The sequence below is a fragment of the Streptomyces sp. x-80 genome (assembly GCF_046549095.1).
Classification (GTDB): Bacteria; Actinomycetota; Actinomycetes; order Streptomycetales; family Streptomycetaceae; genus Streptomyces; species Streptomyces celluloflavus.
Genome location: NZ_JAJPWM010000016.1, coordinates 101049 through 127938 on the forward strand (window position 1 = coordinate 101049; position 26890 = coordinate 127938).

The 26890-nt window shown below is 69.1% G+C and carries 29 protein-coding genes and 1 CRISPR repeat array; of the genes, 15 read left to right on the forward strand and 14 right to left on the reverse strand.

Features of this window, described 5'->3' with window-relative positions:
• Positions 1-225 precede the first annotated feature (225 nt).
• From ACLJWH_RS28725 to ACLJWH_RS28755, 7 genes are all read left to right on the forward strand, one after another.
• Positions 226-954: a GntR family transcriptional regulator gene (locus ACLJWH_RS28725; RefSeq protein ID WP_411144684.1), complete on the forward strand. Its 729-nt coding sequence runs from the start codon at positions 226-228 to the stop codon at positions 952-954.
• A gap of 66 nt (positions 955-1020) precedes the next feature.
• Positions 1021-1479 (forward strand): PTS sugar transporter subunit IIA, encoded by a 459-nt coding sequence (locus tag ACLJWH_RS28730; RefSeq protein WP_411144685.1) that lies wholly within the window; start codon positions 1021-1023, stop codon positions 1477-1479.
• Complete coding sequence (locus ACLJWH_RS28735; RefSeq protein ID WP_411144686.1) at positions 1476-1757, forward strand: PTS sugar transporter subunit IIB; 282 nt, start codon at positions 1476-1478, stop codon at positions 1755-1757. Before ACLJWH_RS28730 ends, ACLJWH_RS28735 begins: the two co-directional genes overlap by 4 nt.
• Before the next feature lie 74 nt (positions 1758-1831).
• A complete protein-coding gene (locus ACLJWH_RS28740; protein ID WP_411144687.1) occupies positions 1832-3265 on the forward strand; it encodes a PTS ascorbate transporter subunit IIC in 1434 nt (477 codons plus the stop codon).
• A 329-nt stretch (positions 3266-3594) separates the two neighbouring features.
• Complete coding sequence (locus ACLJWH_RS28745; protein ID WP_411144688.1) at positions 3595-4455, forward strand: endo alpha-1,4 polygalactosaminidase; 861 nt, start codon at positions 3595-3597, stop codon at positions 4453-4455.
• A 265-nt stretch (positions 4456-4720) separates the two neighbouring features.
• Positions 4721-6274: an MFS transporter gene (locus tag ACLJWH_RS28750; RefSeq protein ID WP_411144689.1), complete on the forward strand. Its 1554-nt coding sequence runs from the start codon at positions 4721-4723 to the stop codon at positions 6272-6274.
• 380 nt (positions 6275-6654) lie between these two features.
• On the forward strand, positions 6655-7875 hold the full coding sequence (locus ACLJWH_RS28755; RefSeq protein WP_411144690.1) for a methyltransferase domain-containing protein: 1221 nt from the start codon (positions 6655-6657) through the stop codon (positions 7873-7875).
• Positions 7876-8055: 180 nt separating this feature from the next.
• On the opposite strand, the gene ACLJWH_RS28760 is transcribed toward ACLJWH_RS28755, so the two are convergent.
• Together ACLJWH_RS28760 and ACLJWH_RS28765 are read right to left on the reverse strand one after the other, a co-directional pair.
• Positions 8056-8721 carry an ankyrin repeat domain-containing protein gene (locus ACLJWH_RS28760; RefSeq protein WP_411144691.1) on the reverse strand — a complete coding sequence of 222 codons (666 nt, stop codon included), beginning with the start codon at positions 8719-8721 and terminating at the stop codon, positions 8056-8058.
• 683 nt (positions 8722-9404) lie between these two features.
• Entirely contained in the window at positions 9405-9596 is a 192-nt protein-coding gene (locus tag ACLJWH_RS28765; RefSeq protein WP_411144692.1) for a hypothetical protein, read from the reverse strand.
• Positions 9597-9963: 367 nt separating this feature from the next.
• Between ACLJWH_RS28765 and ACLJWH_RS28770 the strand changes: the two genes are divergently transcribed.
• Positions 9964-10107, forward strand: a complete 144-nt coding sequence (locus ACLJWH_RS28770; RefSeq protein ID WP_411144693.1) for a hypothetical protein — start codon at positions 9964-9966, stop codon at positions 10105-10107.
• A 135-nt stretch (positions 10108-10242) separates the two neighbouring features.
• On the opposite strand, the gene ACLJWH_RS28775 is transcribed toward ACLJWH_RS28770, so the two are convergent.
• From ACLJWH_RS28775 to ACLJWH_RS28790, 4 genes are all read right to left on the reverse strand, one after another.
• Positions 10243-11217, reverse strand: coding sequence for a transcriptional regulator (locus tag ACLJWH_RS28775; protein ID WP_411144694.1), 975 nt, complete (start codon positions 11215-11217; stop codon positions 10243-10245).
• Positions 11218-11275: 58 nt separating this feature from the next.
• A complete protein-coding gene (locus ACLJWH_RS28780) occupies positions 11276-12385 on the reverse strand; it encodes a glycosyltransferase family 4 protein (protein WP_411144695.1) in 1110 nt (369 codons plus the stop codon).
• Positions 12382-13731, reverse strand: coding sequence for a hypothetical protein (locus tag ACLJWH_RS28785; RefSeq protein ID WP_411144696.1), 1350 nt, complete (start codon positions 13729-13731; stop codon positions 12382-12384). The genes ACLJWH_RS28780 and ACLJWH_RS28785 overlap by 4 nt, the downstream gene beginning before the upstream one ends.
• A gap of 90 nt (positions 13732-13821) precedes the next feature.
• Complete coding sequence (locus tag ACLJWH_RS28790) at positions 13822-15078, reverse strand: nucleotide sugar dehydrogenase (protein ID WP_411144697.1); 1257 nt, start codon at positions 15076-15078, stop codon at positions 13822-13824.
• Positions 15079-15144: 66 nt separating this feature from the next.
• Between ACLJWH_RS28790 and ACLJWH_RS28795 the strand changes: the two genes are divergently transcribed.
• Positions 15145-15918 (forward strand): glycosyltransferase family 2 protein, encoded by a 774-nt coding sequence (locus ACLJWH_RS28795; RefSeq protein WP_411144698.1) that lies wholly within the window; start codon positions 15145-15147, stop codon positions 15916-15918.
• Between the two features lie 138 nt (positions 15919-16056).
• Here the strand turns inward: ACLJWH_RS28795 and ACLJWH_RS28800 are convergent, their stop codons facing one another.
• From ACLJWH_RS28800 to ACLJWH_RS28815, 4 genes are all read right to left on the reverse strand, one after another.
• Positions 16057-16971 (reverse strand): TauD/TfdA family dioxygenase, encoded by a 915-nt coding sequence (locus ACLJWH_RS28800; protein ID WP_411144699.1) that lies wholly within the window; start codon positions 16969-16971, stop codon positions 16057-16059.
• 277 nt (positions 16972-17248) lie between these two features.
• Positions 17249-17371, reverse strand: a complete 123-nt coding sequence (locus tag ACLJWH_RS28805) for a hypothetical protein (RefSeq protein WP_411144700.1) — start codon at positions 17369-17371, stop codon at positions 17249-17251.
• Positions 17372-17545: 174 nt separating this feature from the next.
• Entirely contained in the window at positions 17546-17878 is a 333-nt protein-coding gene (locus ACLJWH_RS28810; RefSeq protein ID WP_411144701.1) for a hypothetical protein, read from the reverse strand.
• The gene (locus tag ACLJWH_RS28815) at positions 17875-18351 is read right to left on the reverse strand and encodes a hypothetical protein (RefSeq protein ID WP_411144702.1); all 477 of its coding nucleotides are present in this window, start codon (positions 18349-18351) and stop codon (positions 17875-17877) included. The genes ACLJWH_RS28810 and ACLJWH_RS28815 overlap by 4 nt, the downstream gene beginning before the upstream one ends.
• A gap of 299 nt (positions 18352-18650) precedes the next feature.
• Here ACLJWH_RS28815 and ACLJWH_RS28820 point away from each other — a divergent pair, with 299 nt between their 5' ends.
• Genes ACLJWH_RS28820 through ACLJWH_RS28830 form a run of 3 tightly spaced genes read left to right on the forward strand, consistent with a single transcriptional unit; the run spans position 18651 to position 20890 of the window.
• Entirely contained in the window at positions 18651-19955 is a 1305-nt protein-coding gene (locus ACLJWH_RS28820; RefSeq protein WP_411144703.1) for an XRE family transcriptional regulator, read from the forward strand.
• A gap of 30 nt (positions 19956-19985) precedes the next feature.
• Complete coding sequence (locus ACLJWH_RS28825; RefSeq protein ID WP_411144704.1) at positions 19986-20288, forward strand: hypothetical protein; 303 nt, start codon at positions 19986-19988, stop codon at positions 20286-20288.
• Complete coding sequence (locus ACLJWH_RS28830; protein ID WP_411144705.1) at positions 20285-20890, forward strand: phosphotransferase family protein; 606 nt, start codon at positions 20285-20287, stop codon at positions 20888-20890. Before ACLJWH_RS28825 ends, ACLJWH_RS28830 begins: the two co-directional genes overlap by 4 nt.
• Positions 20891-21071: 181 nt before the next feature.
• Positions 21072-21404: direct repeats of the CRISPR family, unit length 28 nt; unit sequence GGACCATCCCCGCGTGCGCGGGGACCAC.
• A 394-nt stretch (positions 21405-21798) separates the two neighbouring features.
• Here ACLJWH_RS28830 and ACLJWH_RS28835 read toward each other — a convergent pair.
• Positions 21799-21975, reverse strand: coding sequence for a hypothetical protein (locus tag ACLJWH_RS28835; protein WP_411144706.1), 177 nt, complete (start codon positions 21973-21975; stop codon positions 21799-21801).
• 8 nt (positions 21976-21983) lie between these two features.
• Positions 21984-22166: a hypothetical protein gene (locus ACLJWH_RS28840; protein ID WP_411144707.1), complete on the reverse strand. Its 183-nt coding sequence runs from the start codon at positions 22164-22166 to the stop codon at positions 21984-21986.
• Positions 22167-22233: 67 nt separating this feature from the next.
• On the opposite strand from ACLJWH_RS28840, the gene ACLJWH_RS28845 reads away from it, so the two are divergent.
• The gene (locus ACLJWH_RS28845; RefSeq protein WP_411144708.1) at positions 22234-22368 is read left to right on the forward strand and encodes a hypothetical protein; all 135 of its coding nucleotides are present in this window, start codon (positions 22234-22236) and stop codon (positions 22366-22368) included.
• A 1021-nt stretch (positions 22369-23389) separates the two neighbouring features.
• On the opposite strand, the gene ACLJWH_RS28850 is transcribed toward ACLJWH_RS28845, so the two are convergent.
• The gene (locus ACLJWH_RS28850; RefSeq protein WP_411144797.1) at positions 23390-23980 is read right to left on the reverse strand and encodes an XRE family transcriptional regulator; all 591 of its coding nucleotides are present in this window, start codon (positions 23978-23980) and stop codon (positions 23390-23392) included.
• Between the two features lie 509 nt (positions 23981-24489).
• Between ACLJWH_RS28850 and ACLJWH_RS28855 the strand changes: the two genes are divergently transcribed.
• Entirely contained in the window at positions 24490-24735 is a 246-nt protein-coding gene (locus tag ACLJWH_RS28855; protein ID WP_411144709.1) for a hypothetical protein, read from the forward strand.
• Between the two features lie 519 nt (positions 24736-25254).
• On the opposite strand, the gene ACLJWH_RS28860 is transcribed toward ACLJWH_RS28855, so the two are convergent.
• On the reverse strand, positions 25255-26127 hold the full coding sequence (locus ACLJWH_RS28860; protein ID WP_411144710.1) for a class I SAM-dependent methyltransferase: 873 nt from the start codon (positions 26125-26127) through the stop codon (positions 25255-25257).
• A 47-nt stretch (positions 26128-26174) separates the two neighbouring features.
• On the opposite strand from ACLJWH_RS28860, the gene ACLJWH_RS28865 reads away from it, so the two are divergent.
• Positions 26175-26744, forward strand: coding sequence for a helix-turn-helix domain-containing protein (locus ACLJWH_RS28865; RefSeq protein ID WP_411144711.1), 570 nt, complete (start codon positions 26175-26177; stop codon positions 26742-26744).
• Positions 26745-26890: the final 146 nt, after the last annotated feature.

Consider the following 26890-nt stretch of genomic DNA (forward strand, 5'->3'; position numbering starts at 1 on the left):
CCGCCCAAGAGGCTGAAGGTCCCGAGTACGAGGGGGCATCCGACTCATCCAGGGCCGCGTTCCGGTGGGTGAAGCTGTAGGCGGAGCACCCGAGGACGTGGTGCCCGGACCATGACAGGAGCCTGTGATGACCCCCGTTCAGCGACGGCCAGAGGTAACGTCCGCCGGAAATTCATCATGACGTCCTGATGTAGAGCGCGTCAGACACGAACCGGGGAGAGCGCGATGGCCGGACACAAGTACGCACAGGTACGCGACCACCTGCTGCGCCGCGTCAGCGATCTGCCGGTGGGCACCCAACTGCCCCCGGAGACCAAACTCTGCGAGGAGTACGAAGTCAGCCGCATCACGGTCCGCCGCGCCGTCGACGAACTCGTGGGAGACGGCCATCTCATCCGCGAACACGGACGCGGCACCTTCGTCAGCCGCCCGCGCTACGCGATGCGCCACCGCGAACGCTTCGTCAACGAGGTCACCGGCTTCTACACCCAACTGACGCGCCAGGGCCACACGGTGACCTCCGAAGTCCTCGTACAGGAACGCGTCCGCGCCGGAGCGCGCATCGCCGCCCGGCTCCACACCAGCCCCGCCGCCGACGTCGTCCACCTCCAGCGGCTGCGCCGCGTCAACGGCGAAGTCCACCACCTCGCCGACTCCTACGTCGCCGTGGAGCGCTTCCCCGACCTGCTCACCGCGGACTTCACCGACCACTCCCTCTACGCCTACCTGCGCGCCCACCACGACATCCTGCTCGCCCGCAACGAGATCGTCGTCAGCCTCCACCAGAGCGACGACCGCGAAGCCGGCCTGCTGGGCGTGGCCGCGGGCACCACCCTGCTCCTGGCGGTCTCGACCGTCTACGACCCGCACCGCAAACCGCTCGTCCACGGCACCTCCACCTTCCCGCCGAGCACGGGCGAACTCTCCTTCGACATCACGACCGAGGAGGACTGACCCGAAGAGGACCGGCCCCAACAGGGCCGGGCGCCCACCCGCCCCGCACCCCGCAAAGGAGGGACCATGCGACTGAGCACGCTTCTCACGCCCGACCGCATCGCCTTCAGCGACGAAACCCTGGACTGGCCCGCCGCGGTACGGCGCGTCGCACAGCCCCTGCTCGACGCCGGCGACATCACCGCCGGCTACGTCGAGGCGATGACCGAATCCATCGCCGCCGGCGGCACCTACATCGACCTCGGCTTCGGCATCGCGCTGGCCCACGCCCGGCCGGAGAGCGGAGCCCTCCGGCCGGCCCTGGCCATGCTCCGGCTGACGGAGCCCGCCCCGCTGCTGGGACAGCCCGAACACTCCGTCGACCTCTACTTCTGTCTCGCCGCGCCGGACGCCCACGTCCACACCGAGGCCATGGGATCGCTGGCCCGCCTCCTGTCCGACCCGGACACCCGCCACGCGCTGCGCGCCGCCGCGTCCGCGGCGGACGTCACCGCACTCATCACCCGATTCGAGGAGAACCGATGAAGATCATGGCCATGTGCAGCACCGGACTCGGCAGCAGCTTCATGCTCCGCATGAACATCGAGGACGTCGTCAAGGAACTCGGCCTCCGTGACGTCCAGGTCGAGCACTCCGACCTCAGCTCCGCCAGCCCCACCAGCGCCGACGCCTTCTTCGTCGCCAAAGACCTGGCGGACGCCGCGCAGGGCCTCGGCGACGTCACCGTGATGGACAGCCTCATCGACAAGGACGAACTGCGCGCCAAGGTCAAGGCGCTGGCCGAGCGCCACGCCCTGGTGTAACTCCCTTCCGCGGCCCGGCCGCACACCTCTACCCGGAGCCGTCCCCGCTCCGCAGCGCCGAGGAGGCGTGATCAGTGAACGGATTTCTCAAGTCGCTGCTCGATGTGTTCAAGGAACCATCGGTCGTCATCGGGCTGATCGCGCTGCTCGGTCTGCTGCTTCAGCGCAAGTCCCTCTCCGACACGGTGAAGGGCACCGTCAAGGCGTTCGTCGGTTTCCTCGTCCTCGCCGCCGGGGCCGGCGTGGTGTCCGGCGCGCTCACGCCCTTCGGGGACATGTTCCAGCACGCCTTCGGGGTGCAGGGCGTGGTGCCGAACAACGAGGCCATCGTCGGCGAGGTCCTGACCGAGTTCGGTTCGCAGGCGGCACTGATCTTCTTCTTCGGCATGGTCGTGAACGTGCTCCTCGCCCGGTTCACCCGGCTGAAGTTCATCTACCTCTCCGGCCATGTCGCCCTCTACCTGGCCGCGATGATCGCCGTCATCCTGATGGCCAACGGCTTCGCCACCTGGGAAGCCGTGCTCTGGGGATCGCTCGCGCAAGGACTGATCACCACTCTCTCCCCGGCGCTGGTCCAGCCGTGGGTGCGCCAGGTCACCGGACGTGATGAGGTGGCACTCGGCCACACCGGCGGATTCGGCATCTGGTTCGGCGGCCTGGTCGGCAAGGTCCTCGGCGACGCCCGCAAGTCCAAGTCCACCGAGGACCTCAAGATCCCCCAGGGGCTCGGCTTCCTGCGCGACACCACCGTCGTCATCGCCACCTCGATGGGCGTCATCTACCTCCTCGTCACCCTGATCGCGGGCGCCGGCTACGTCGAGAGCCACCTCAGCGGGGGCCAGTGGTACCTGATCTGGGCCGTCATGCAGGCGGGCAAGTTCGCCGCCGGTGTGTTCGTGATCCTCGCCGGTGTCCGGGCCGTACTCGCCGAGATCATCCCCGCGTTCAAGGGCATATCCGAGAAGCTGGTCCCCGCCGCGAAGCCCGCCCTCGACGTGCCGATCCTGTTCACCTTCGCACCGAACGCCGTCCTCATCGGCTTCCTCGCCAGCTTCGTCGGCGGCCTGCTCGGCATGGGCCTGCTGGTCGGCCTCGGCACCACCATCATCATCCCGGGCGTGGTCGCGCACTTCATGACCGGCGCCGCGGCCGGTGTGCTGGGCAACGCCACGGGCGGCCGGCGCGGCGCGGTGCTCGGCGCCTTCGCCAACGGACTGCTGATCACCTTCCTCCCGCTCCTGGTGCTGCCCTTCATGGGCAACGTGGGAATGAAGAACTCCACCTTCTCCGACGCCGACTTCGGTGTGGCGGGCTTCCTCGTCGGCGGAGCCGCCCAATGGGGCAAGTTCGCGGTGATCGGCCTCGTCCTGGTGTCGCTGGCCGCGGTCGTCGCCGGATCCGCCATCGTCGGCAGGCGCCGGCCCGCACCCGCGGCCACCGCGTCCGGCACGGGCGACGAGGGCGAAGCCGGCGCCGCCCAGGACCGGGAGAACACCCTCACGAAGTGACGTGCCCAAGCCCGGGGTTCCACGGAATCCCGGCAGAGGGGCCGGGCCGGCACGGCCGCCCGGCCCCTCCGCACGTCTCCTGAGGGCCTGGCGCCGACCGCACGTCTTTGAGGACCAGGTCCCGACCGGCCCCAGGCGCCCGGCCCGGCAATCCGCCGCGCGGGAACGGGGCGCGCGCGGGCAGGGCCGAGTCCCCGCGTTCCGGGACGCCGGGCCGGCGGAGAGCTGCGGAGGGACGGGGGAGGGGACGGCGGTACGGCGTCGGGCGACAAGATGGCAGCGACAAGATGGCAGCCACAAGCCACCCTCCCCGCACGCGAAAGTCCACCATGACCCCCCTGTTCCGCCGCAGCGGAATCCGGCATGCGCTCCTCGCCCTCGTCCTGGCCCTCCTGGTCACCAGCTGCTCGACGAACGCCCCCGCCGGAGACCACCGCGACGCGGCCCCCGCGCACACCGGTGCGGGCCCGATCCGCCGGCCGGCCGCCCACGCGCCCTTCGACTACCAGCTGGGCGGCTCCTACCCCCCGCCGGACGGCGTCCGGGCCGTCTCCCGTGACCGCTCGGCCCACCCCGCCCCCGGCCTCTACAACATCTGCTACCTCAACGCCTTCCAGGCCCAGCCCGGCGACGCCATCGACTGGTGGCGCGCACACCACCCCGGCCTGCTGCTGCGCAACGCACGCGGCGGCCTCGTCATCGACGAGGACTGGGACGAACCGCTGCTCGACATCTCCACCCCCGGCACCCGCAAAGCCCTCCTCGACATCGTCGGACCCTGGATCGACGGCTGCGCGAAAGCCGGCTTCGACGCCGTCGAACCCGACAACCTCGACTCCTACGAACGGTCGGACGGCCGCCTCACGGCGGACGACGCGGCGGCCTTCGCCGCACTGCTGGCCCGCCGCGCCCACGACCGGGGGCTGGCCATCGCCCAGAAGAACACCGCCGGCCTCCTCGACCGGCGCCGGCACATCGGGTTCGACTTCGCCGTCGTCGAGGAGTGCGCCCGCTACGAGGAATGCCCCGCCTTCGCCGACGCCTACCACGGCAAGGTCTTCGACATCGAGTACACGGCGAAGGACTTCGACGGCGCGTGCCGCCGGTGGGGCAAGCTCCTCTCCCTGACCCTGCGCGACCGCGACGTACGCCCCGCCGCCGAGCCCGGACACGTCTACCGGCGCTGCTGACGAGAAGGCCGCGCACCGCCGCGCACCGCCGCGCACCGCCGGGCGCCGCCGGGCGCCGCGGACAGGCGGTGGCGCACACCCGCCGTCGCGGCGGCCGCCGGCCCCGCGTCGTGCAACGTCCCAGGTCAGGGCCGTTGCGGGGGGCTTCGGCGAGCGCCGCCGGGCCTTGGGGGACGGTCCCTCGGCGCGGGAGGTAGTATGAACGTATTGAGACGTGAATGTCTCATTCAAGTCAGCTACGTTTCGAATTCAGAGTGGGTGTCTCATGTTTTCGCGCAGTGCCCGGCCACGCACCGGACAGGCGCAGCAGCGGGATCCGCGCCGCTGGATCGTTCTCGTCATCCTTTCCGGCAGCCTCCTGCTGCTCGCGATGGACACCACGATCCTCAACGTGGCGTTCCCGTCCCTGGTCTCCGACCTGCGGCCCGGATCCGTCGAACAGCTGTGGATCATCGACATCTACGCACTGGTCCTCTCCGGACTGCTGGTGACGGCCGGGGCGCTCGGCGACCGTCTGGGGCGCAAGCGCCTGCTCCTCATCGGCTTCGTGATCTTCGCGTTCGCCTCGCTGGCGGCGGTCTTCGCCACCCAGGCATGGCACGTCATCGCGGCCCGCGCGCTGCTCGGCGTCGGCGGGGCGACGATCATGCCCTCGACGCTGTCGATCCTGCGGCACACGTTCACCGACGCACGGGAACGGGCCTTCGCCTACGCCGTCTGGACGGCCGTGTTCGGCGGCGGCCTGGCGCTGGGCCCCGTGGTCGGCGGCCTGCTCGTGCAGAACTTCGGCTGGCAGTCGGCGTTCCTGCTGAACCTGCCGGTGGCCGCGCTGGCCATCGCGCTCGGCTCGCGGTTCCTGCCCGAGTCCCGCTCGCCGCACGGCGGGCGCTGGGACTGGTGGGGCGTGGGGCAGTCGATCGTCGGCATGCTCGCCCTCGCGGGCGGTATCAAGCAGCTCGGCAAGAGCGGCTTCGCCGACCCGCTGCCGTGGGCGCTGCTGCTCCTGTCCGCCGTCGCCCTGACCGTGTTCGTACGCCGTCAGCTCCGGCTGGAGACCCCGCTGCTCCAGGTGCGCCTGTTCACGAACCGGTCCTTCAGCATCGCCGCCGTCGCCATCTTCCTGGGCATGGTCGGCCTGGGCGCGGTGCTGTTCCTGGTCACGCAGTGGTTCCAGTACGCCGAGGGCTACAGCCCCCTGGAAGCGGGCATCCGGGTCCTGCCGGCGCCGCTGGGCCTGATGATCACGGCGGTGCTCGCACCCTCGCTGATGCAGCGCTTCCCGATCCGGCACGTCCTCGGCCTGGGCCTCGTCGCGATGGCGGCGGGCCTGGCCCTGCCGTGGACCGTCGAGCGCTTCGGCGAGGTCGGCTACCCGGCCCTGGCCGTCTCGCTCGCCGTCCTCGGCCTGGGCGTCGGACTCGCCATGACGGTGGCGTCGGTGACGCTGCTGGCGGCCACTCCGGCCCACGAGACCGGCGGCGCCGCGGCCATCGAGGAGACCTGCTACGAGCTGGGCGCCGCACTCGGTGTCGCGATGCTGGGCAGCCTCGCCGCCGGGCTCTACCGGGCGAACCTGCCCGCCCTGGACCTGAGCGGACCGGAGCTGAGCGCGGTACGCGACTCCATCGGCGAGGCCGCACACGTGGCACAGACCCTGGGCGGGCCGTTCGGGCAGTCCCTCATGGACACCGTCTCCCGTGCCTACACCGGGGCCGTCACCCCGACGTTCGTCGTCGCCGCCACCCTGGTCCTGGCCGCCGCCGCGGTGGTGTGGCGCTGGATCCCGAGAAACCTGCGCCCCACGGAGAACACCCACTGACGGACGGCCGGACAGAACCGCCGGCCGGACGCCCCCGCCTCCCTGACACGGAGACGGGGGCGTCCGTGCGTCGGAACCCGCGCCTTCCCCACCTGCCCCGCCCCACCTTGCCCCTTCCGAGCGCGGCGATGACCGCCGTACGGTTCCTGCGGTTGGCCGGGGCCGGATGAGCGGGGCGTTGCCCTCCTCCACCGTCTCCTCTACCGTTTCCTCCGCCGTGGCAGCACCGGATTCCGCACGACGACACGACGGAGGCCCCGTGGACGTCCCACAGGCAGCAAAGCACCGCTCACCCATCGGGGACGACGGCCACCAGCCGAACCGGCCCGTCCCGCCGCCCCCACCGCCTCCACCTGCCCCGGACAAGAAGTAGCCGGGCGGTGAACGCTTCCCCCGCGGCTGCGGCCGCCCGCACCGAGCAACTGCTCGCCCAGATCAGCCAGTTCCTCGACCAGCGCCTGCCGCCCGCCTTCGAACGAGCGCTGCGCACGGTGCCACGCCACCTGTTTCTGCCCGACCGCATCTGGCGCCGCGACGGCGAGGGCGGCTACCACCTGCGCGACCGCGCCACGGACCCCGAGGGCTGGCTGGAGGCGGCGTACCGCGACACCCCTTTGGTCACGCAGTTCACCGACGGCCTGCCCACGTCCTCGGCGTCCATGCCGTCCATGATGCTGCGCACCCTCCTGCTCGCCGGCCTCGACAACCCGGCAGCCCCGCGCCGGGTTCTGGAACTGGGCACCGGCACAGGCTTCAACGCCGCCCTGCTCTGCGCGCTCCTCGGCGACAGTGCGGTCACCACCATCGAGCTGGACGCCGCGCTCGCCACCCAGGGGCAGCGGAACCTGCGGACCGCCGGACACGCCCCGGTGGTGGTCCGCGGCGATGCCGCGGCCCGCCTGCCCGACGAGGCTCCGTACGACCTGATGGTGGCGACCTTCTCGGTCGACCGGCTGCCCCCGGCCTGGACAGCGCAGACCACACCGGGCGGACGCATCATCACACCGTGGACCTCCGCCTGGTGCCGCTACGGCACCCTGGAACTGACGGCCCACCAGGACGGCGGCGCACGGGGCCGCTTCCACGCGTTCGCGGCCTTCATGCCCATGCGCCACCCCGCCACCACCTCACCCGCCACGGGCCCGGCCGCAGTTGACGGCCCCGTACACCAGGACACGACGGCCCTGTCACCGTGGGCGGTCGCCGGCGGGGACCTGGATGCCGAGTTCTCCATCGGCCTCGCCGTTCCAGGAGTCTCCTTCGCCTGGGACAGCAGCGGCGAGCACGCTCCGGTGCGTCTGGAAGCGGCCGACGACGCCGGCCCCGCCTGGGCCACCGTCGACTACGACGGGCGCCACAGCGACCGGTTCACCGTCACCCAGGCCGGCCCCCGGCGGCTGTGGGACGAGATCACCGCCGCGTACACCCGCTGGGACACCCTCGGCCGCCCGCGCATCGAGCAGCACGGGCTGACCGTGCACCCCACCGGCCGGCACACGACATGGGTGGCAGTGGCCGGACGACAGCAGACGGTCCGCGAAGACCACGCACATCGGTGGCCGACGCCCTCGACGAGTGCGGCACCCGTGGCCGCGGAGTAGCACAGGCCCGGCGTCCGGTCGCCCTCCGGCAGAAATCCCATGGCCGGCGGCCGCCGGGAGTGCCCTGCTGCCCGGCGGGCAAGTGGTGGCGGCCGCCGTCGGACGCCGCGCCGGGCAGGACGACGGACAGCGTGCTGCCGGCGTCGGCGGTTCAGCTGCCGACCGGCTTGCCCACGGCCCTCAATCCCCTTCCTCCCGCTCGCATGGCCGCCGCACGGCCCGGTCCGCCCCGGCCGTGGCGCCCGCTGCCCGCAGGGCATCGATGACGCGCTCAAATTTCTGCCGGGACCCCGGATACCGTTCCGCGTGTTCGCGCGCGAGGGCCAGTGCCTGGGCCGTGGGGGTGGCCCCGCGGACGAGCAACTGGTGCACCATCCGCACCTGTCCGAACCCGGCCGCCCAATCGAGAGGTGTCCTGTCCTTCATCATCACGTCGATATCGGCCCCGCGGTCCAGCAGCAGGTCCACGGTGTCCGGGCGCCCCTCGGCTCCGGCCGTGGCCGCCAGCACCAACGGCGCGTTGCCGAACCTGTTCCGGGCCTCGGGGTGGACACCCGCATCGAGAAGGACCCCCACGACGGCTGTGTGCCCGTGAAGTGCCGCCAGGCACAACGGCGTCGACTCCCCGTACTCACCCGCCCGCTGCTCCAGGTCGGCGCCGGCACCGACGAGCAGGCGGACCACCTCGCCGTGTCCCTGGTGCACCGCCAGGTCCAGCGCCGAACGCCTACGGCTGTTCAGCCCGTCCACCGCCACGCCCCCTCCCAGCAGCCGGGCCACCACGGTTGCATCGCCGTCGTATGCCGCCTGCGCAAGGCGGGCCACAGCGTCCACCGTGTTCATCATGTTCACCACTCTCCCGCATGGGATATTCCGGGGTGCCCGGGAGCAGGGCGCGCCCCGTGCTGTCCTGCCCCCGCTGCCCTTCCGAGGAAGTGACCGCACGACGAACCCGGCCCCGGAGCCGGACCGGAGTCACGCGCTCGGACCGGATCGCCAGTGCCTGTGCCTGTGCCAAACCCCTGATCCGACCCCTGAATCAATCGGCTTCTGATGCTCCGTCACCATCCTCACCCGCACCGGTGATGACGAAAGAAGCGTTCCCGACCTGTCCGATCCTGCCCGTCCTGCCGCTTTCCGCCCATCAGAGCACAGGCGACCGGCCGGGGTGGTACCGCCCCTGTCGGGATTCCGCATCACAGCGGGGGAGTCTCGAATTCGGTCACGTCCGGCAGGGGCGGAGTCTCATGGGCGGCCGGAGAGCACCAGGGCGATCACGCCGAAGCAGGACAGGAGGACCGCAGAAACGGACATGGCCCACCCGAATCTGCGGACCGTCCGCACCGGGAACGGCGGTCGTCCCGGGGGCGCGTGCAGGCGCGGGCCCTGCGGAATGTGGATTACGCCCGACGCCTGATCCAGCGCCCCGCCGTGCGGCGTCCACCACCCCTCGGGACTGCCCTCGTACGGAGTGCCCGCGAAAGGATCGGTGGGAGGCTTGGGCGGCTCTGCGGCGGACCCCTGTACCGTCACAGCTGCCGCCCCAGGGGACCGAGACGACGCCGGCTCTCGCAGTCCGCACGGATGCGCTCGCGCAGCTCGGCAAGGGTCGGGCTGTCCTGGTCATCCGCACGATTCGGCGGTTCCTTGAATCGGCAGTTCGGGTCGGGGCAGCCACATGGGTCGAAGTCGGCGGGCGGATCCACGCGGTCGTGGCTCATGCCGTTCCCCTCCGGTCGGGGTCGCACTTGTGGGGGTGCTCCCCGGTGATCTCGTTGTAGCAACGAATACCACGGGCATCGCCTCGTGCCCACGCAGCGGCCCGGCCCCGCACCGCCGCGGAGCAGATGCGGCAGCCGTCCATGGGGGCAGGGCCAATGCCTGAGACGCGCACTGCCGGGGTCCTGCGATCACTCATCGGCCGGCCGTCTCCGCAGTCCGGAGTCAACTGTCGGCAGGACGTGGTGTTTTGGCGTGGCGTATCCGGTGCACGGGCCCACTCCGGAACCAGTCGCCAGAACCCGCCAGCTTCTATGAAGTGCATCCAACCGGTCGGTCTGGGCCCCGCCCCGCCTGCGGGGATGGTCCGTGGGCAACCTCGGCGGGAGATCCGTCCTCGACGTACTCGCCCGCACATGCGCCGCCCCGCCCGCGGACGGCACCCGCGGTGTCACGCTCGCCCACGGGCCTGGCTTCACCACCACGGCCCTCACCGGCACCTGGACCGCCTGAGCGGCGACGCGTGTACGACTACGGCATGATGCGGACCGCGAATACGCAGTACCTGTGGATCGGCGAAGACACCGGACCGCGCTCGTCGACGGCAGTTGTGGTCCGGTAGGACCACCGGATCTGCTTACCCCGGTGTCAGGCTGTCATCCTGGCGGTCGCCACCAGTTCGCGCACAGCCGTGACCCGTGGATGACGTGACCTCAGCTCCGCGACGATCTCCCGGATCGAGGACCGGTCGCGCACCTCTCCCGGCGAGACGCGCGCAGCGGACAGCAGTTCCACGGCCGTCCGCTCCGGCTTGCCCCACTGCCACCAGGCTCGGGCCAGGTCGGTGTGCATGCGCCCCTTGCGCTCGGCCGTCCTGAACTGGCCTGCGCGTAGGCCGCGACCGGCGTCGAGCGCGGCTCCGGCGTCGCCGAGGGCCCAGTGCACGCCGACGGCGTAGAGATCGACGGCGGCCGGGGTGATGGGGAACAGGCGCTCCTCCGGCGCTTCCTGCGGCAGCTTGCGCGCGGCCCGGGTGGCCTCCCGGATCATCGCGAGAGCCTGGCCCCGGTCGCCGGCCCGCGCCGCGGTGTACGACGTCGTGCACAGCATCTGCGCGTATGCCGACCTCTGGGCGTCCGTCGTCAGACCGGTGCTCTCCACCCGGGAGACCGCTTCGAGGATGTGCCGTTGGGCGGCGACTGCCTTGTCCTGGTGCCGCAGGACGATGGCCAGGTCCCGGGCTGCTGCCGCGGCGACGAGCGGGGAGCCGGACCACTCCGCGTACAGCGTCGCGCGGTCCGCCGCCAGCCGCGACTGCTCGTAGCGCCCGATCTTCGTGTGCACCTGGGCGGCCAGGCTGTAGGTGGCCGAGAGCCGGGCGAGCGCGATGTCCGCACAGTCGCGGGCGGCGTGGTGGCCATCGGCCAGGAGGCCGGGCAGAGCGCTCAGCAGCGCGGCGTTGCGGCCGGCGCCGAAGTGGCCGCGGGCCGCGGCGAGCCGGGCATCGAACGGAACGGGGGAACCGGTGGGGTCCGGCACGCTCGCGAGCGCCTCGTCCACTCCTGCCAGGAGCGAGGCCGGGACCGCAAGGCCGGCGGCGGCGAGTAGTGTGCGGCGGCGCATCTGGTCCTCCTCGGCACGGCGTGGCCCAACCTTAGATCGGCGTCCGTGGTCCCTCGCATCAGGAGGTAACGCGGAGTGTCAGTTCGCGAAGCCGGCGGCCGGTGGTAGTGATGTCGTATCGACGCGCGTTATTGAGAGCCGCCTTGGTCAGGGCTTTGCGGCGGTGGAAGTCCCGGCCCATCTCGTCCAGGGCCACGGCCAGCGAGCGTGGGTCGCCAGGGGGGTAGGCAACGCCGGCGCCCCCGAGGATTTTCCTCACACCGGGAAGATCGGAGTAGGCGACCGGGAGTCCGTGGGCTTGGGCCTCAATGAGGACGAGCCCGAAAGCCTCCATGCCTCTGGTTGTGAAGACGAAGGCGTCGAAGTTCGGCAGGCGGCGCCACAGTTCGGCGCGGGGCAGGAACGGATCAAAACGAACCCGGTCCCGCAGCCCGAGTTCGAGAGCCCGCTGTTCCAGATGCTCCCGCAGGGGTCCTTTGCCGATCACGGTCAAGTGGTGCGGCTGATCGGTCAAAGCGAGGGCTTCGACGGCGGTGATCGTGGATTTGTTGTCGTCCAGACGCCCGGCGTGCACCAGAGACAGGGGTCCGGTTCCAGGAGGCGGCTGATCGCGCACCCGGGCATCGCGCAAACGGATACCCCACGGGATGACGGTGAGCCGATCGGCGAATCGGCGTCCGGTGAGACGGTCGATGCGGTCGGCGAGGGCGGCGGTCGGGGCGACGATCGCGGCGCTTGCGGCAGCAACTTCATTCATGGCCTCGCGTTCCGATGCGCTGCGCTCGGCCACCATCACGTCGGGGCCGTGGGCGATGGCGATGGTCGGGATGTTGCCGGCGGTTCGGGTGAAGGCCAGGCTGAGAGTGAACCCGAGGTACTGGGCGTGAATGGCATGCGGCTGGATCTTCTCGATGAGCGCACCGACCTCACGCGTCAGCTCATCAACGTACGGGTCGAAGTCGGGGCCCTGAGGGCGTTTCGTCGTGGAGAGGGTGATCAGCTGATCAAACGCTGCCTCCCAAGCTTGATCGACCGGTGCTCTGCCCAGGAAGGTCGTGTGGATATCAGGCATCGCTCCGTAGAGATCGTTGACAAGGATCAGGCTCCCGGACGAAGGCTCGGAGGCGCGGTTGATGCCCGTCAGGATGTTCAGGAGTTTGGAGGTCATGCGGAGATCCCGTCAATGGATGCCCGTTGGGCGGGAATCGGAGACCGGGCTCTCAGGGCCACCTCGACTCGTGAGTCAGCGGTAGCAATCCGCCTCTCGCGCTGACGAGGTGGCGCCCACCACGACGCCAGGTGTGGCGTGAAGACGGCCGAGACCTCCTCGACCGGATGTAAGGAGCCCTTACTGTCCTGTTCTGCCGTCCATACTCTGACTGCCGACCTGGGGTAGACGGGATTTATCCCTATCTCTCCCTTGGGGAGGGTTCCGTTGAAGGGCGTGGGTATTCCCTCGCTGTTCCAGTAATCCCATGCCTCAAGAGCCTTGGCTTTCTCGAAGCAGTGGTAGAGCTGCTGGTAGCGCGGCATACACCGGATCTCGCGGAAGACCATCTGGCCGATCAGTCCGGGCGCGACGTTCCGGAGCGTGCTGAGATCAGCGCCCAGGAAGGTGACCGACGCCGCATCCTGGGACGGGTGCAGCGCGGTCCGGGCGAACAGGTGGGACAGTCGTCGCCGGACGTACTCGGCGACTCCCGGGCCGAGAGCTGGTTCCATGCCTTCGATGAGCTGGACGAGCCGGTGATACCGCGGATGGAAACGGGCCAGGTCGAACAACTGGTCCATGCCGTCCACAGCGGCGAAGGCGAGTCGTTTGTAGAGCCAGTTGTTCAGCTCTCCCGCCTGGGCATAGGTCTTGGTCTCCGGAGTAACGGAGTGGAGCATCAGGTATTCGGACAGCACCTCGAAGTACAGGTAGCCGAGGAACGGCACGTGGGCCACGGCGTCGGACAACTGGTCGATGAACTCGGGTGCCGGAGTGGCACGGCCGGCGGCGTTGCGCAGGGCGACGTCCAGGAACACGGCCGCGGCACGCAGCCCGGTCAGCACGGCGTGGTCGAGCTGGTCGTTCTCGGCCGGGGTGAGGAAGCTCTGGTAGCGCTCGTAGGTACGCAGATGGATGGCACCGAGATGCAGGTAGTCGACGCCCTTGGGCCGGATCGGGGCGTCCGGGATGACCTCGAAGACCATGGGCCTGGTGGAAGGCTTCGTCCGCATCAGGTAGGCGCCGAGGTTGTGTGGGCGCAGTCCCTCACGCTGATTGACGAGAGGCGAGCAGTACAGGGCCCCGACCAGGCATCCGGTGGAGACGTGCAACTGCCGGCTGATGCGGATGGCGTCGATGTCCTTGGTGGTGTGCAGCAGGTACATCGGCTTTCCGCTGACGAGCGCTTCGGTCATGGCGTTGTTCTGTATCAGCCAGCCGTTGGGGGTTGAGCATTCCAGGTAGTGGCGCCAGTCACTCTCGCTTTCGGCCAGCGAGGCAGGAAGGCGACGCTGCACGGGCATGGTGTAGTCCGTGTGAGCGTGTTCCCATTCGTCGCGCAAGAAAACTCCCGGGAATGGAGGACTGGCAGCGGGGCCGGGGACCATTTCGAGCTAAAGAGTCTCGATGTTCACTCCGGAAAGGCGGTTCCGGCAGTCGAGAACATAGGTTGCGCATTTCTCGATCATCGGGAGGTCGAATCGTGGGTGATCCATGAGAAGAACCACTGCATCAGCAGCGGCTACTTCGTCCGGGGTCGCATCGACCCGGGGCACGTTCAGCTTGGTGTCGTCGCCGTCCGGGATGTTGGGTTCGGCGCCGCGGACCTCGGCGCCGAGGTCGATGAGAAGTTCGGCGACACGTGCCGAAGGGGAATTGCGAAGGTCGGTGGCGTTGTACTTGTAGGTCAGGCCGAGCAGCAGAATCCGAGATCCCCTGACGGGCATGCCGCGCTTGTCGAGTGCTTCCACGAGACGCCGGACGACGTAGTCGGGCATGTGCCGGTTCACGTCGTCGGCGAGTTCCGCGAATCGGAAAGGGACGCCAAGCTCCTGCTGGACCTTCCACGAGAGGAACATCGGGTCAACGGGCAGGCAGTGCCCGCCGACACCCGGTCCGGGGGTGAACCGCGTGAATCCGAAGGGCTTGGTCGCGGCGGCGTCGATCGCCTCCCAGATGTTCACGCCGAGGGAAGCGGCCAGCATCGCCAGCTCGTTGACCATGGAGATGTTGACGAACCGGAAGGTGTTCTCGATCAGCTTGGCCAGCTCGGCGACCTTGGTCCCGGACACCGGAACCGTGGTCTGAAAGATGCCATCGTAGAAACCCTTGATCACATCGAGTGATTTGGCGTCGATTCCGGACACCAACTTCGGCGTCCCGTCGAACGACCACTTCTTGTTCCCCGGGGCGATGCGTTCGGGACTGAATCCGGCCAGGAAGTCCACCCCGCTTTTGAGGCCCGATACCTCTTCCAGGATCGGCAGCAGCAGCTCCTCGGTGGTGCCGGGATAGGACGTGGACTCCAGGACCACCGTCGCACCGGGGCGAAGGTGCTCGCCCAGCGTCCGGGCGCAGGACTCGATGTAAGTCAGGTCGGGCACGCCGTCCCGCAGCGGGGTCGGCACGGTGATCACCGCGACGTCGAAGCCGGCCAGCGCGGCAGCGTCGGCGGTCGCGGAGTAGACCCCGGAGCCCAGCACTGCGCGCAGCCGCGAGGAGTCCACGTCCGCCACGTAGGACTGGCCGGCGGCGAGCTGCTGAACGCGGTGCGGGTCCACGTCGTAGCCGACGACACGGTGACCCACCTCTGCGGCGCGTACGGCCAGCGGAAGCCCTACGTAGCCCTGACCAGCGACAACTATCTGCATGGCAGCTCCTACTCGATCGCGGTGCTTGAATGGACCGTCGTTCCTGGTCTGGCAAGGAGAAGCGCTGTGCCCCTGGTGTCTGTCGTGATGCCCGTGTACAACTCGGCAGCCACCCTCGGCGCAGCCGTCCGATCGGTGCTCACGCAGACCCACAGCGACCTGGAGCTGCTGGTCACCGACGATCAGTCCTCCGATGGCTCCATGGACCTGCTCCGCGAGTTCGCCGAGCAGGACGCGCGCGTCCTGCCGGAGTCGGCACCCGAACGGGGCGGTGCGGGCCGGGCCCGCAACCTCGCGATCGAGCGGGCCCGCGGGGACTACATCGCCTTTCTCGACAGCGACGACATGTGGCTTCCGGAGAAGACCGAGAAGCAGCTCGCCTTCGCCGCGGAGGGCACTGCGCCATTGACGTTCACCTCGTACTTCAAGATGGACGCCGACTACAACGGCGAGAGCACCGACTGGGTCCCGAACGGGCGGGTGATCCGTGCGCGGGACCACGTGGACTACCGCGCGATGCTGGTCCAGGACCACATCGGTGCTCTCACCGCCATGTACGACCGCGATGTCCTGGGCACGAGGCTGATGCCGGAGATGCGCAAGCGCCAGGACTACGCCCTCTGGCTGTCGATCATGCGGGACGGCGCTGACGCCCGGGGCCTGCCCGAGCCGCTTGCGGTGTACAGGGCCCACCAGGCGGGATCGCTGTCCTCCAACAAGCTGTCGCTCGTGCAGTACAACTGGGCCCTGTACCGCGAGCACGAGCATCTGTCGGTCCCGCGGGCGACGCGGGCGCTGGCCGGCGCTGTGTGGCAGTCGCTGCGCAACTCGCGCATCTGACTCCGTGCACAGGCCCGGGGAGTCCGGTGCACGACCGTTTCCGGGGGTGCCCGACCGGGCCCCGCCCCGTGGCCGTGCCGCGTGCTCGGGAGCTGGACCCGGGGACGGGACTCGGTGGGTCATGGTGCCGTCGGCCGACTACTCGGCCGAGCCGTCGCCGGTCCCCGCGCGCAGGAACAACTGGAGGAGCAGCCGCCGGTCGGAGACCGGGACGTTCTCCTGACCGCTGTGGAGCGCCTCCCGACCGTGCAGGAAGCGGCGCTGGTTCACGATGAGGTAGTCCCCGGGCTGGAGCATGAAGGAGACCTGCCCCCGGACCAGCTCCTCGGCGAGCTCCCTGGCGGCGTCGGCGTGCGCCTGACCAAGCTCGGACCTCGCCAGCATCTTGGCCGTGAACCGGACGAACCCCTCGCCCGGCTCGCCGTCCAGGATCGGGAACGGCTTGTACTCCTCGCCCACGCCGAACAGGTCGAAGAAGGTCCCGTAGTGGTAGGCCGACTCGGCCAGCAGGGCGCGGCAGTTCTCCGACAGCCGCGCCACCGCCGCGTGGGCGTCGGAGAGGATGCTGGGGCCGCCGCCGAGCGGGTCGGGTCGAACGCACAGGAGCGTGGTGTAGTCCGGGGGCAGGCCGGCGTTCACCAGGTCCATGTGGAAGGCGTTGTACCCGATGCCGCTGGACTTGCCGGGGTCCTTGTCGACCTTGACCCCGATGTCCTTCCACAGGGGCCACCGCGGGAAGGGCGAGAAGGGGACCGCCACCCCGGCCGCGAAGCCCGTCGCCAGCCGCAGGAACCGGTCGTCACTCCCCAGCGCCTTCGCGAGGTTCCCCAGGCGCAGCACGGCGTATCCGCCGCCCTTCCCGGTCAGCGCGTGGCGCAGCGTCGCAGTGGTCTCCTCGAACCGCGGGGTGGCCGCCAGCTCGATCCGGTACCGCTCCATGGTGGCCTTCGCCACGAACGAACCGTCCAGCTCCCACGTCGGGAGAGGAAGGCCGATCAGAGCGGCTTCGAGTTCGCTCGGGATGTCGATGAACACGTGGAACTTCCTTTCCATCTGCGATTCGGTACGGGAGATCTGCGATTCGGTGCGGGAGTCGGGCGCCTTGGGCCTGCGCGGGCCGGGGCGCGCGACACCTCACGGTGGCCTTGGCTAAGACGGAGGAGCCCGTCTGAGGTCACCTCCCGGCGCGGCGGGGTTGGGCGCGCCGGGAGGTGACCGGTCAGGGGCGGTGGGAAGGCGGTTCAGATGCGGGCGGGTGTCGATGCCAGCGTCAGGGTGACGACGCCGAGCGCGATGAGGACGACCAGGGCGATCACGGCCAGGCGTTCGCTCACGGGTGGCCCTTCCACAGTGGGCGGGCCCGGTCGAGGGTCTGCTCGGTGGTCTCGGGCACCACGCCGTTCTCGGGGGTGGTGGTGTGGTGTTGGCGGGGCGGCAGGCCCGGCGGGGGCAACCCACACCCGCCCCCGCCCCCGCACCCGCCCCCGCACCCGCCCCCGCACCCGCCCCCGCACCCGCCCCCGCACCCGCCCCCGCACCCGCTCCGGCTCTCCGGGGTGCGGCGCGGCCTCGGGCGGCGGTGAGAGCGCGCCCGGTTCGCGCCGAGGCGTCGGCAGCTTCGCGTGATTCATACCGGCACGTCCATCTGATGCAGGAGGTGGACGGTGCAGACGACGAGGTGGTGAAGGTGCGCGGCCGGCCTCGTCCAGGTCTGGTCGTCCAGGCAGTGACGGGCGCTGCTGATCGCCGTCGCGAAGAGGGACCACTCCTGACTGCCACGGTTGAGGCGGTCGGCGCGCTGCTCGGAGACAGGAAGCACGTCACCGCGCAGCGTCTCCTCGACCATGTGGATCAGCGTCTGCGCCTCGTCGTCCCACACCTGACCGCTCTTGCCGCGCACCCGGGCGAGGTGCACGGTACGGGCGGCCACGGAGAGGTCGACGCTCACGTCGGCGCTCACCGCACACCCTCCTGCGGGTCATCCGCGGTCGAGGTGCCGGCCTTGCTGTCGTCGGTGAGGTACTCGGTGCTCGCTCCTACCGATACGGCCCACGCGGCGAACTCCCCCTGCTCGCCGGGCGTCGCGGCGATGTGCGCGACGGACGGAGCCACGACCCCGTCGGCGCCGTCCTTGCGCAGGATCTCGGAGACCGTGAACCACCCCGGGCGCTGCCGACGGTGGCGGCCGACGGGGCCGACGTCGTGGATGGACCGGACGACGGTCCACAGCCGCGCCGTGGCGTACTCGCGCAACTCACCCATGACCGGCGGCGCCTGGTCGGCTTCGGCGACATTCGCGTAGAGGACGACCCGCTTGCGGCGTACCGTCTCCGGGGAGCGGTCCACCGCGGGCTCGCCAACGACGGGCGTTGGCGGCGCTACCACCGTGGCAGTCACGATCACATCGTTCCGGGTGACGTGCATGGAGGGCATGGCACATCTCCTGCTTCTATGGAATGGGCCTCGCGTTCGTGGGACGCAACAATCGCTGTCATAGAGGGTTCGCTCAACCGACGCTTCAGTTAGAACCGACGTTTGTGGCCTTCCAGTTGATGACCGCGTGCAAGAAACCGACGGAAAGCGTCGGTTGATGCGGTCGCCTGCTGTCCCATCCACCGGTGTGCGGCCATCATCGGCCTCAGGAGGTACTCGACGTGGCTGAAGAATTAGATGTACACAGCCCTTCTTGTGCTCGACGTATCCGCGAGCGAGGCATAGGTCAGGGATGCCCTGTGGTGCAGATCGCTGCGGATATTCACTCGTGCTGTGCCGTCAGCCGGTTGCGGGCCCATCGGCTCGCGCGGGGCCTGACGCTGAAGCGGGCTGGCGAGGATCTACGAAAACTTGGAGCACGCCACGACCCAGACCGCCTTCGTGCCGAAGCGAACCAGCTCAGGTTGTGGGAAAAGGGCACCCGGGTGCCACGCACTGCGATGGTCGCGCTTCTGTGCGAGTACTACATGTGCGCACCCAGCGACCTGGGCCTGGCAGAAGCCGGTGTGCCCCGCAGCGCGGCTTCAGTAGCCCGGCCGGACCATGCCCCGCCACTTCTTGACGACATCGCAGGAGTCGGCCACTCCTCCGACCAAGTCGATTCCGTGCGTCGCTGCGTGGACCGGACCCTGGCAGCCGGAAGCGTCAGTCACGGGCAGTTGGACCTCATGGAGGAGCGCCTCTTGCTGACTCGGCAGAAATATGTCCACTCGGCGCCCGCACCCATGCTCAAACAGTTGCTGTTCGATATCCAAGAAGTGGAGGACTTGGCTCAAGAACGGCAGCCGGCGTCGGTCCAAGTGCGTCTGGCAGCGATGACTGCCGTGCTGGCCACCCTCATTGCCGATTCTTTGATGAAACTCGGAGACCTAAGGCGTTCGCGCTCGTGGTACAGCACTGCCAAACATGCCTCAGATGAGAGCGGCAACCTTGATCTGCGGGCACGTGTACGTGCGCAGGCCGCGATGCTGCCGTACTACTACGGCCCTTTGGAATCGGCCATCACCCTCACCCGGGAAGCCCGCATAATGACCCGAAGCAAGCCGTCGCCCACCGCGGCCTTCGCTGCTATGGCGGAAGCACGCGCTCTCGCCCAGCAAGGGAATTCAGCTGTCGCCGACGCACGCATCCGAGACGCCTGTGCGCTCTTCGAAAAGCTCCCCGCCGACTCGGCGAACGACGCGTTCGCCTTCCCGCAACGGCGCTTCCTGCTCTATCTCAGCGGCACGTTCACAGCCATGGGCCGAAGCTCCCAAGCACGCAAGATCCAGGACGAGGCACTCGCGCTCTACCCCAAACACACGGGTATTGATCCGGCCCTGCTCCAACTGGAAGCCGCACTCTGCCTTGCCCACGATCGCAGCGCGACCGAAGCGTGCCAGCTCGCCGCCACGACGTACCTGTGCGTGCCTGAAGCACACCGCACACCCATCCTGGGAGCCCGAGCACGACGCGTCATCGAGGAACTTCCCGGCGCGAACAAGGCCACGCCTGCCGCGAAAGAATTACGCGAGATCCTGGAGCTGCCCCCGAGCTCACCGTGAACTCGGCTGCACGTCCGTAGCCTTGACAACATGACTGCACCCGCACCTACGCACGGTGGGTTCGAAATCGCCGAACTGCACCACGTCCTCAACCGCGCATGTTCCGCCGTTGAGCTGGACGCAACCGGCGCACAGCTTCTGCGCGGCCACACCAATGCTGTCGTACGCCTCGCAACTGCCCCCGTAGTGATCAAGGTTGCCCGCCGGGGCTCGAAGTTCGAGAACGTGCAGCGCACGGTCGCCTTCGTCCGGTGGATCATGGACCGCGGATTCCCCACCGTCCCCCTCCACCCAGTCACAGAACAGCCAGTGGAGATCTCCGGCACGCCGTGACCTACTGGACCTACCTGCCACAACCAGAGCGCAACGTTTCCGCTGCTCAGATCGCCAAACCGCTCTTCGCTCTCCACTCGCTGCCCACCCCGCCACTCGCCCTCCCCGCCCTGGACAACCTGGCAGCCATCCGAGCCTCGATCCGGCGCATCACGGCCCTGCCGGAGGCGACGAAGCACTTCCTCTCGGAACGGGCAGACCTCCTGGAGCAAGCACTCAGCACCGTCGATTACGTGCTACCTCGCGCAGTACTCCAGGGCGACCCGCAGCATCGGAACGCCCTGTTCAACGGTGACGACACCGTGCTCTGCGACTGGGACACCGTTGCCGTGGGTCAGCCCGAGTGGGACCTGGTGACACTCGAAATCCATTGTCGGCGCTTCGGATACAGCCATGCCCATTACAAGCAGTTTGCCGACACCTACGGCTTTGACGTCACCAGATGGTCTGGCTTTCCGGTATTGCGGGACATACGCGAACTACGCATGATCACCACGAACGCCCGGAAGATCAACCATGCACCGTCGAGCGCAGCAGAGATCGACCGACGGATTGCAGGACTTCACTGCGAGGATTCATCCCTCGCGTGGAACATCTTGTGAATGCTCAGCCGGATGCCAGGACAGTGGCCGACAGCCATTCGCCGAATCCCCGGCGTACGCCAAGATGGTGCGCTGGCTCCGCCGACCAGCGGTAATGTCTTGAGGCATAACGAAACGCCCCGCCGCCTGCCGAAGCAGGAGGCGGGGCGCAGTCGTACTGGCCGGATAGCCATCAGGCCAGGGGACAACCCCGCGTGCGCGGGGACCACGTCAGCGAGTACGGCCTGTTCGGCGGGGGCGTCGGACCATCCCCGCGTGCGCGGGGACCACCGTGCCTTCTCCAGGTCAATCCGCTTGCCGCCGGGACCATCCCCGCGTGCGCGGGGACCACGTAGTTCCACTGGCCGCCGATCTGCGCAGCGAGGGACCATCCCCGCGTGCGCGGGGACCACCCAGTGCAGTCGGCCAGGAAGTCGCGGATCTGGGGACCATCCCCGCGTGCGCGGGGACCACCCAGTGCAGTCGGCCAGGAAGTCGCGGATCTGGGGACCATCCCCGCGTGCGCGGGGACCACAAGGCGCGACCTGCGGTTTTACCGTGGGCCGACGCGATTTTTGAGCACTTTCACGGAATCCGGCCAACGGGACATAGGGGATACGTGCGTGCGCTCCTCCGCTCGCCCCGACCAGCAGAGTGGGTGCGGTCGAACCAACCGAATATCCATGCACTGACCCTATCCTCGTCCCTTCCAGAGCGACGTCCGTAGGAAGGCACCCGCCAACGACGCGTGCCATCGGCTGCCCAGGGGCGGCGGGGGTTCCAAACTCGGCTCTGCCAGCGGATCCATCCACCCGCCGTCGTCGACGAGAGTGCCAACGTCCCCAGCTGTCTCGTCCACCCGCGGTGTCACCGGCCGAGCCTCGGGAAGCTCTTGCATCTCCACCATCCCTATCAGGGTTCATCAGCCTTTACTTGGCGACCACGACCCACGCGGAGATCGCCGCCGCGAGAAGTCCCATCAGTACCGGCACGACCATCTGGTAGAGGCGGGCCTGCCGCTCGCGCTCGTGCCGGTCCCGATCCGCCAGCTGGTGCGCCTCGAACTCCCGCTCCAGGACACCGCGGGCATCCCGCTCCTTCTGCACCTCCTGACTCAGATCGCTGATCCGCTGATCGGTGTATGCAGACTGTCGGTATACGCAGACTGGAGGGAATAGACCTCGGTCGACACCATCTTGTCCAGCCGGGTGTTGATGCCCTGCCCCATCGCCTGAACCTCTTGGCGCAGCGTGACGACGGTGCGCCCGATCTCACCCACCGACAGCTCATCAGGCACAACCGCCTTCACTCGCAACGCTGTTCAGTTCGGCCCGAGGTCAGACGCCCTTGGCGGGGGATGCACTATGGCGCATGTCGGCGAGCCGGGCCACGAGGTCCTTGACGAGGGCCAGGGCCGCGCCAACACCGTCCGCCAGCGCGGCGTACACATGCTGCCGTCCAGGGATGTGGCGACCGCGATGCCGCCGATGAATGCCTGAAGGAAGGTGCTGAGGATCCGCTCGGCGAGGTCCCGGACGAACGTGCCCGGGGCCTTCAGGACGGTGTCGGCAGAAGGCAGAAGGCAGAAGGCAGACGGCAGGGAAAGGGGATCGCTCATGGGGTGTGCCCATCTCAAGAGGTGGCAGTGAAGCCATGCGCTGTGCCCAGACGCCCAGACGCCCAGACGCCCAGACGGGTCAGTGACGTCATGCCGGGGATGCTGTCGGCGTCGCGACCGCTGTAGCCGTACCGGCGCTGGAGCGCCGCGAAGGCGGCCACGGTCTTCGTGCCGAACGAGCCGTCGTCGGCCCCGCGCCTGCGGGGATGGTCCGTGACCAGTCGTCGTGTAGGCCACCACGCCAAAGTCGCCCCCGCCCCCGCGGGGACGGTCCGATGCTCGGCATGTCCGGGTCTCGGGCCCCGGAGTCGGCCCCGCGTCTACGGACGCTCCAGAGTCACCGTTCTGGAGTGATGGGCCATGGCGGCAGCGGGCGCGGCGGTTTTCGGTGTCCGGCGTGTGGGCAAGGGGCGGGCCGGGGCCGTGCGTTGTTGCCTGGTGGCGCAGCACGGCCCTGCCGGCCGATGAACCATGCGAGGGCGGGGAGCGCGGAGAGGACGGCGGTGAGGACAGTTCCGGGGAGGGTGCGGGGGATGCTTCGTACGGTCAAATGCAGGCCCCGGTAGCGGAGTTCGAGTTCGGGGGTGCTGGGTTCGTTTCCTTCGTTCTGCATGGGTTCATCGCAGCGTGGGGGAAGGGCGGCGGCAACGGGGCTCGGCGTGAACTTCGTGAATCCTGAGGGCTCTCTGTGAGAATCCGTGAATCAGGAGCTTTTCTGTCCGCTGTGCCTGCATCTCGATGTATGGGGACGCGCCCCTTGTTTCCGGGGTGGGGTGCCCCCTGCCCTCTTCCCGTTTTGTTTTCGGGCCGGGGGCCAACAGCCGCGCCGTTCGGCGCTGGGGCGCAGGTGCCGGGGTGCAGCCTTGTGCGGGATGCGGCTGCCGGGGGAGAGGTACGGGGAATCACTCTGTGGCGACGTGTGCGGGCTCTGCCCGTTCCCATAGCTCGTCAATGTGCTCGGCGAAACGGTCGAACATGCCCCCGGATTCGTGACGGTGGAGATGCAGGAGGGGGGAATCATGGCCGACCAGGCGCGCGAGATGAGGCGTGACGAGTGCGTTGTCATCGAAGCGGAAGACGGACAGACTTACGTGGTTCGCTGCATCCAACGGAGCGGAAAACCTTGTCTCCAGCCCTTGGAGCGGTCCGAGTCGGTCCAGGTTCTCAAGGGTGATCTTGATCCGAGTGGAGACCGAAAGTGCCACGTTCTCAACCGTTTCACGCTGGTGTGTGATCTCGCCGCTCGGGTCCCCCAGCAGAAACCGTACTCGGCATCCGCTCTCAACTTTTCGACGGAGAGTGTCGGCAAAATGTGGCACCTGGGACCAGAAGAAGTAGTTCGTGTATCCCGCGAGAAAAATGTCCGTGCCGGCTGATTCAATCAACTCGGCCCACACCGGAGACGGGCAAGCGGATCGGCAGGGGTAGCTGCGCACCAACTCGCGATCATTCCCGGTTTTTATGCGTCCCTGCACGGCTTTTGGCCACAACATCTCTTCGTCCACTCCCAGCGCACTCGCGGTCGTCGCGCGGTTCCCTGCGTGCGGTGTCAGGTCGGCGTCCTCAAGCCATCGTTGCACCTGCTTCATGGATACCCCCACCCGGTGTGCGAGCTGGCGGGGTGAGAGGCGCGCGTTCTTCATTGCAGACCGTAAGGCGGTGTTCAAGTCAACCCCCTGAGCTTGCCCTTTTGGACTTCTCCGACGCTACCGGCCGACGTCCCAACTGTCCGTTCCACGGCAGAGATACGTCCACCAGAGTGCGTCACGATCAGTTGCACGAAACGAGCGAGCGGCGGCAGGGGCGGCGGGCGACCGTCTGATCGGTTCAGCCCTCCCGTTCCGAAAGAAATCAGCCCTCCCGTTCCGAAAGAAAGGGGCATCGTCGGCCGTCGTAGCTCTGAGGGGGCACCCGCCGCCCGGCCCGGACCTGTGCAGCGTCTGCCGCGTGAAAGGGCGTCGGCAGTGACCGAGCGATCCCACCGCTTGACGGAGGTAACCCCATGCTGACGGAAGAGCCGCAGAGCAGAGACGACTGGCGGCAGGTCGCCAAGGAAGCCCAGGAGGCACGCGACGGCCTCGCCGCCGCACTCCGGGACGCCGGCATCACCCTGCCGTCCCTCAGCCCCGACATCGCGACCTGCGCCGGTGGGACGGTCGCGCTCGTGGACCTCGGCCGGTGCGACGTCGCGACAGCGCGCCGCCTGGCGAGCGCCTTGCGGGAGGTGTCCCGGCATGGCGCCCCCTAGAAATCCGGGATCCGACGGGGACAGTGCACGCGCCCCGGCGCGCGGTTCCATGACCGCGCCCCGACGGGCGACTTCCTACGCCTCCGTTTTCGGCAGAGCGGAGGACGTTCCCGTCCAGTCCATCGTCTACGACCAGGACTTCGGCGTACCCGCCGTCGCGGTCGCCGTGCGGGGTTCGGACGTTCTTCTTGAACGTCCCTCCGGGTGGCGGTGGCGCCGGAAGTACACGCGTCTCAGGCTGGCGACCGTCCGAGAGAAGCGGCAGTTCGTCGCGGTACGGAAGCTCCACAAGCAGGCAGGCGTGTACGGGAAGCCGCGCTGGCCCTTGGTCACTTCACGGCCGGTCGGTCGATCGGAATCCTGGCCGTGAGGTCCCCTTCCCCCGGGGGGGGGAGGGGGACGGGGAAAGGGAGGCCGTCCGGCTGGTGGTCCGAAAACCGTTCCGCCGGACGGCGGTCGCGGCGGCGATGACGGTCGCGCCGAAAAGAGAAGTGCACTTGTGGCTGACGGCCGGGCGCGTCAGATCGCCACCGGCGGCCGGCGGGCCAGCCAGACCGTCCGCTCGGTGCGGACGGTGAGGTCGTCGCGCCGCAGCACACTCTCCGGCCCGTCGTTGTCGATGAGCAGGTCGAGTACGGACAGGTCGTCGGTGCCCATCAGGCCGTCGAGACCGGCGCGCATGCGGCGCAGGACTGCCTGGGCGTAACGGCCGGCGGACTCGGGGAGCGGGGGTTCCAGCGCGATGGTGACGGGCCGTTCGGTCTCGACGGTGAAACCGGCGCGGGACAGGTGCGGCCCCCAGTCGGCGCCCAGCTGCGGAAGCGTCTCGGCGTGCCGGTGAGCCAGCGTGGCGCGGCAGCGTGCTTCCAGTCCCGGGCGCCCGAGACCGAGTTCGTCGGGCAGGAAACGCGGGAGGCCGTCCAGCTCGGTCACGGCCAGGAGTCCGCCGGGGCGCAGCGCGGTGAACACCCCGCGCAGTGCGCGATCGGGATCGGCCAGGTGGTGCAGGGACGCCGACGCCCACACCAGGTCCACGTCGTCGAGGGCCGGCCACGCCGCGTCCAGATCCGCTTCGACGGTGCGCACCCGGTCCGCCACGCCGAGCTCGCGGGCCCGGCCCCGCAGGTGGTGCAGCAACTGCGGGGAGGCGTCCACGGCGATCGCCTCGGCGTCCTCGAAGCGCCGGAGCAGGGTGAAGGTGCCGGCGCCGGTGCCACAGCCCAGGTCGAGGATCCGCCGCACGGGCACGCCCCCGGTCAGGTCCGCCAGCCAGGTGGCCACCTCGGACAGGTGCGCGTGCAGGACGTCCGCATCGAGGTCGAGCAGTGCGGCCATGTCCGGTCCGCCGGGGCCGGATGCGCTGTGGTGATGCCGGTGTGATCGATGTGCCATGCCTCGACCCTACGAGGCGCTTGCGCCCATCGCATAGCATCTTGCGTATGACGCAAGAAGACGGGGATCTCGACGCACTGGTACGCAAACGGATCAGGGGACTGCGGATGGCCATGGGCTGGTCACTCGACGAGCTGGCCACCCGCTGCCACCTCAGCCCGTCCACCCTGAGCCGCATCGAGACGGGCCACCGGCGGATCGGCCTGGACCAGCTGACCTCGATCGCCCGAGCCCTGGGCACCACACTGGACCAGCTGGTGGAGTCCGCCTCCGACGACGACGTGGTCATCCGGCCCCGGCACGATGCGGCGCGGGGGCTCACCATGTGGCGGCTCGGCCGCGAGCCCGGCGCCACCGTGGCCAAGATGCGCGTCACCGAGCCGGCGCCGACCGGTGGCGCGGGGCTGCGGGCCCATCCCGGCAAGGAATGGTTCACCGTCTTGTCCGGAACCCTCGTACTGCTGCTCGGCGACCGGAGAATTCTCGTCGAGGCCGGCCAGGCCGCGGAGTTCTCCACCATGATCCCGCACGCCATCGGCGCCCACGGCGGCCCGGCGGAGATCCTGGGCATCTTCGACCACGACGGACAGCGCACCCATCTCCGGTCGGCCCACTGAACCGCCCGGTCCGGCCCACCGAGCCGCCTGCCGCCAGCTGCCCGTTGCTCGCCGCCTGCCGCCTGCCGCCTGCCGCCTGCCGCCTGCCGCCTGCCGCTCGTCGCCCGTCGAGCTCCTCGCTCCGTGCTCCGGCCGGAGCGGCGGCG

Coding starts and splice junctions, on each gene's coding strand:
- ACLJWH_RS28725 (WP_411144684.1), top strand. CDS start 226: ATGGCCGGACACAAGTACGCACAGGTACGCGACCACCTGCTGCGCCGC.
- ACLJWH_RS28730 (WP_411144685.1), top strand. CDS start 1,021: ATGCGACTGAGCACGCTTCTCACGCCCGACCGCATCGCCTTCAGCGAC.
- ACLJWH_RS28735 (WP_411144686.1), top strand. CDS start 1,476: ATGAAGATCATGGCCATGTGCAGCACCGGACTCGGCAGCAGCTTCATG.
- ACLJWH_RS28745 (WP_411144688.1), top strand. CDS start 3,595: ATGACCCCCCTGTTCCGCCGCAGCGGAATCCGGCATGCGCTCCTCGCC.
- ACLJWH_RS28750 (WP_411144689.1), top strand. CDS start 4,721: ATGTTTTCGCGCAGTGCCCGGCCACGCACCGGACAGGCGCAGCAGCGG.
- ACLJWH_RS28760 (WP_411144691.1), bottom strand. CDS start 8,721: ATGATGAACACGGTGGACGCTGTGGCCCGCCTTGCGCAGGCGGCATAC.
- ACLJWH_RS28765 (WP_411144692.1), bottom strand. CDS start 9,596: ATGAGCCACGACCGCGTGGATCCGCCCGCCGACTTCGACCCATGTGGC.
- ACLJWH_RS28775 (WP_411144694.1), bottom strand. CDS start 11,217: ATGCGCCGCCGCACACTACTCGCCGCCGCCGGCCTTGCGGTCCCGGCC.
- ACLJWH_RS28780 (WP_411144695.1), bottom strand. CDS start 12,385: ATGACCTCCAAACTCCTGAACATCCTGACGGGCATCAACCGCGCCTCC.
- ACLJWH_RS28785 (WP_411144696.1), bottom strand. CDS start 13,731: ATGCCCGTGCAGCGTCGCCTTCCTGCCTCGCTGGCCGAAAGCGAGAGT.
- ACLJWH_RS28790 (WP_411144697.1), bottom strand. CDS start 15,078: ATGCAGATAGTTGTCGCTGGTCAGGGCTACGTAGGGCTTCCGCTGGCC.
- ACLJWH_RS28800 (WP_411144699.1), bottom strand. CDS start 16,971: ATGGAAAGGAAGTTCCACGTGTTCATCGACATCCCGAGCGAACTCGAA.
- ACLJWH_RS28815 (WP_411144702.1), bottom strand. CDS start 18,351: ATGCCCTCCATGCACGTCACCCGGAACGATGTGATCGTGACTGCCACG.
- ACLJWH_RS28825 (WP_411144704.1), top strand. CDS start 19,986: ATGACTGCACCCGCACCTACGCACGGTGGGTTCGAAATCGCCGAACTG.
- ACLJWH_RS28845 (WP_411144708.1), top strand. CDS start 22,234: ATGGCGCATGTCGGCGAGCCGGGCCACGAGGTCCTTGACGAGGGCCAG.
- ACLJWH_RS28850 (WP_411144797.1), bottom strand. CDS start 23,980: ATGTTGTGGCCAAAAGCCGTGCAGGGACGCATAAAAACCGGGAATGAT.
- ACLJWH_RS28855 (WP_411144709.1), top strand. CDS start 24,490: ATGCTGACGGAAGAGCCGCAGAGCAGAGACGACTGGCGGCAGGTCGCC.
- ACLJWH_RS28860 (WP_411144710.1), bottom strand. CDS start 26,127: ATGGCACATCGATCACACCGGCATCACCACAGCGCATCCGGCCCCGGC.
- ACLJWH_RS28865 (WP_411144711.1), top strand. CDS start 26,175: ATGACGCAAGAAGACGGGGATCTCGACGCACTGGTACGCAAACGGATC.